We start from the raw sequence: 3,713 nt of genomic DNA, 5'->3' as shown, positions 1-3,713 counted from the left end.
GCTAGAAAGCAAGAAGAAGCTAGAAAGCAAGAAGAAGCTAAAAAACAAGAGAATAAAAGTCATGTACTAAATGCGTTTGAAAAGCGTGTTGCTGAGCTAGTTAATGTAGAACGAGCGAAAGCGGGCTTATCTCCATTACAGATAGATACAGAGCTTAGTAAAGTAGCACGTATAAAATCAGACGATATGTTGAAAAATAAATATTTTTCTCATACTAGTCCAGTTTATAATTCACCATTTGACATGATGACACGTTTTGGTATTTCCTATTCCGCAGCAGGTGAAAATATTGCTAAAGGGCAACCAACACCAGAAGAAGTTATGGACGCTTGGATGCACAGCCCAGGGCATCGTGCGAATATTTTAAATGAGAATTTCACTTATATAGGTGTTGGCTACGTGAAACAGGAAAATATTTGGACGCAACAATTTATCAAAAAATAAATAAAAATTGTTAATAAACTCGAGTTTTTAGCAAAAAACTTTTTTGGGTTTAAATTATGAAACGAATTCAACCGTTTGATAATGGTATTCCACAAAAAGTTTTGAACGACAGAAGTCATTTTTACGAATGGCTTCTGTTTTATTATTGTACGCGGCAAATATTCCCCACCTCCAATTTGTAAATAACTCATGAGATAATCTCCTTACATACAAATTAAAAACTCTCTTTCTTTTTAAGCAGGCGAGAGCATCTGGCCATACATAGAAGTGATCTAACAGCGACTTATATGTTGAAGAATTTAAATAGATTGATATAAGTATAGTGAAGACATGTAAAATCTATTTTTCACTGTTTTCTAATGTCTTCCCTTCTCTATAATCCAATGCGTAAATTTCCAAACATACCAATCAATTTCATTGCGGAGAAAATTATCATTATGTCATAATAGCACAAGAGAGGTGAAAGGATTGAAATACTTTATTTATTTTATTGTTATCATCGCATTTTTCGATACATTTTCACAGTTACCCATTATGAGTACATATGCACAAAACCTTGGGGGAACTCCTCTTATTATTGGTCTTGTCGTTGGAATGTACTCGTTTGCTAATATGATTGGCAATATTATTGCAGGTGCATCTGTTGATAAATATGGAGCAAAAAAAGTTCTTTATATTAGCATGGGCATTACAAGTCTTATAGTTTTATTGTATATCTTTGTTCAAAGCGGAGAACAACTGATTGTCGTTCGTTTTCTGCACGGATTTAGTGATGGCTTCTTAATACCAGCTGCTTTCACTTTCTTATCCAAACAGACAAAATCAAAAAAACAAGGGAAAGCAATGGCTTTATCTGGTGCAGCTGTTGGAACAGCCGCTATTATCGGTCCTGCTTTCAGTGGGATTATGAAAGCGAAAGCTGGTATACACTGGGTCTTCATTACAATTTCCATCTTAATGATACTTGGTACAATGATCTCACTTTTCTTGCTTCCAAATCATATAACAAGAACAAAATCGTCACGAATACAAATGTTGAACAAAGAAGACCTGCTTAAATTATTAAAATTTGAACCATTATTACAAGCATATATCGGTGCCTTCACTTTAATGTTTTCACAAGGAATTGTCACATATATGTTGCCGGTAAAAATAGAAGCATTAGGACTAAAAACATCAACAACAGGAATGATGCTGAGTGTCTTTGGAATTACGGCCATCCTTTTCTTCTTACTACCAACAAACCGTATATACGATCTCTTTAATCGTCAAAAAATGATGGTTATCGGTATTGCAGTGATGGCATTTGCACTTTCATTGCTTGGTATATTTACATCAAAGGGCATGCTTTTTATTGTCATGATGATTTACGGAATTGGATTTGCTATTCTCTTTCCTTCTATTAATGCCTTACTTGTTGAAAATACAACAGAAGATAATCGCGGAAAAGCATTTGGATTATTTTATGCATTCTTCTCATTAGGGGTTGTTGCCGGTTCATTTACAATTGGAGCAATCGGCGCCTCACCAAGCGTAAGCTTTATAATTGGAACAGCTTTCTTGTTTACCTTTGCTTCAACAATTTATGTACGAGGAAGATTAAAGAAGACAATGATGGGATAGCCCCTATCGCCATCAAGCTAATATTTTGGAGTATCCCCAAAACGAAAAATCGATCTCTTCATAGTTGACTATGAAGAGATCGATTTTTTTTGTTTTTTGGAACAATGAATTCCTTAAGTTGATAGGCAGGTGATGCTACCCCTATATAAAAATTAGGTATATTAGGAAAGATATTAATAATGTTTCAATAATCCAAATGTTACCAATATATATACCGTAAATAGTAAGAATAAAAAGATAAGTATATCTAGTGTTAAAAAAATATATAATATTACTTTTATTTTTTTAGACTTATCATTCCTAATCATATATATAATAAATAGAATTGTAGTTGATTGGAATAAAATAGCAAAAAACACAAATACGGTAGAAAACACTACATTTGTAAATAAGGTATTTTCAATAAGTAAACAACTAATTACATTAAGAATAAATGTAGTTACTATAAAAATATACTTATAAACGTTTTTCATTTTAATCACCTACTCCGTCACTTTTTTTTGATAATACAGTTGTTTATTTTTATGGTTATATATAAGTATTTTGTTATTGTTTTCGTCTACAATGTAAACATCTTTTTCTTCCCAATCTATTCCATGAGATATATCTTTTTTAATAGAAAATAAAACATTTTTATTTTTAAAAGGAATTGAATTTCGATTAGCATGAATATCTATTTCATGTTCTTTTATTTTGAAGCCATAATCCCCTGAATAATTAGAGAAAAAAGGTTTTAACTCACTATAAATATATAGAGTTTCTGTTTGATCGCTTTCTTTATAAAAGTGTGAATGAATCACTTTTAGATCTGATGTTTTTATGTCTTTTGTTATAAGTAAAACAGCAACAAAACAACAAAGTATTACAATAATAGTTAATAAAGAATATATGTATACATAGGTCATCATCCAATATCTTTTGTAATTACTTTGTTTTATTATTTGATTTTGCAAATTTGAATCCTCCTTTAATAAAGAATCAATTGAAACATTAAATAGTTTGCTTAAGGCTAATAAATTGGTTAAATTCGGAAGACTATTTCCAAGTTCCCATTTAGATATAACTTGTCTTGAAATAAATAATTGGTTGGCTACATCTTCTTGCGTCATTTTATTTATTAGTCTTAAATGTTTTATCTTCTCTCCGATATTCATGTTTGTCCCTCCTGTAATTAATTTAATTCATTCTAATATTAAATAGTAAGAAACGAATCGTAGCATCACAATAAAAAGGCCTGCAACGATCTGTTGCAGACCTTTTTATTGTGAGTTATCTTCTATGTTTTTCATTTTAAAAAGCATATTGAGATAATCACTTTGCTGACAATTAAACAAAATACCCTTCGACAATTCCCCCGGAAATATTTTTTCTTTCTGTACAATTCGATAAAATATTTATCCCCAAACTATAACTTCATTTTAATTTTCCGATAGAAATGTCGTTACTGCAAATACAAAAAACTCGAAACGGTGTTTTCTTTCCCACTTCGTATTCTTTTTTAATTTTAACATTTATTATATTCAAGTAATCACTATATATAAACCCTCTACTTATAAAGTGAAACTTTAATCAGTGGGGGTTTTCTTCATCCCCCACTGATTATTAGTTGAACCAATCGGGCTTTTACGGGCAGTTTATCTCCCGCC

At 31.1% G+C, this 3,713-nt stretch carries 3 protein-coding genes; 2 read left to right on the top strand and 1 reads right to left on the bottom strand.

All coding sequences use genetic code 11. The annotated features are described in order from the left end of the window. A partial coding sequence (locus BM211_RS25590) for a CAP domain-containing protein (RefSeq protein WP_256217213.1) occupies positions 1 to 444 on the top strand: 444 nt, incomplete at its 5' end. A 468-nt stretch (positions 445 to 912) separates the two neighbouring features. After that, entirely contained in the window at positions 913 to 2,067 is a 1,155-nt protein-coding gene (locus BM211_RS25585) for an MFS transporter (RefSeq protein ID WP_091000204.1), read from the top strand. Positions 2,068 to 2,549: 482 nt separating this feature from the next. Here BM211_RS25585 and BM211_RS25575 read toward each other — a convergent pair whose 3' ends face one another. Beyond that, positions 2,550 to 3,221, bottom strand: a complete 672-nt coding sequence (locus BM211_RS25575) for a helix-turn-helix domain-containing protein (protein WP_091000198.1) — start codon at positions 3,219 to 3,221, stop codon at positions 2,550 to 2,552. Positions 3,222 to 3,713 lie beyond the last annotated feature (492 nt).

Origin of the sequence: Bacillus sp. 491mf, assembly GCF_900112415.1 — a bacterium.
Classification (GTDB): domain Bacteria; phylum Bacillota; class Bacilli; order Bacillales; family Bacillaceae_G; genus Bacillus_A.
The sequence above is the reverse complement of the archived record's forward strand: the minus strand, read 5'-3'. Positions and strand labels throughout refer to the sequence as shown.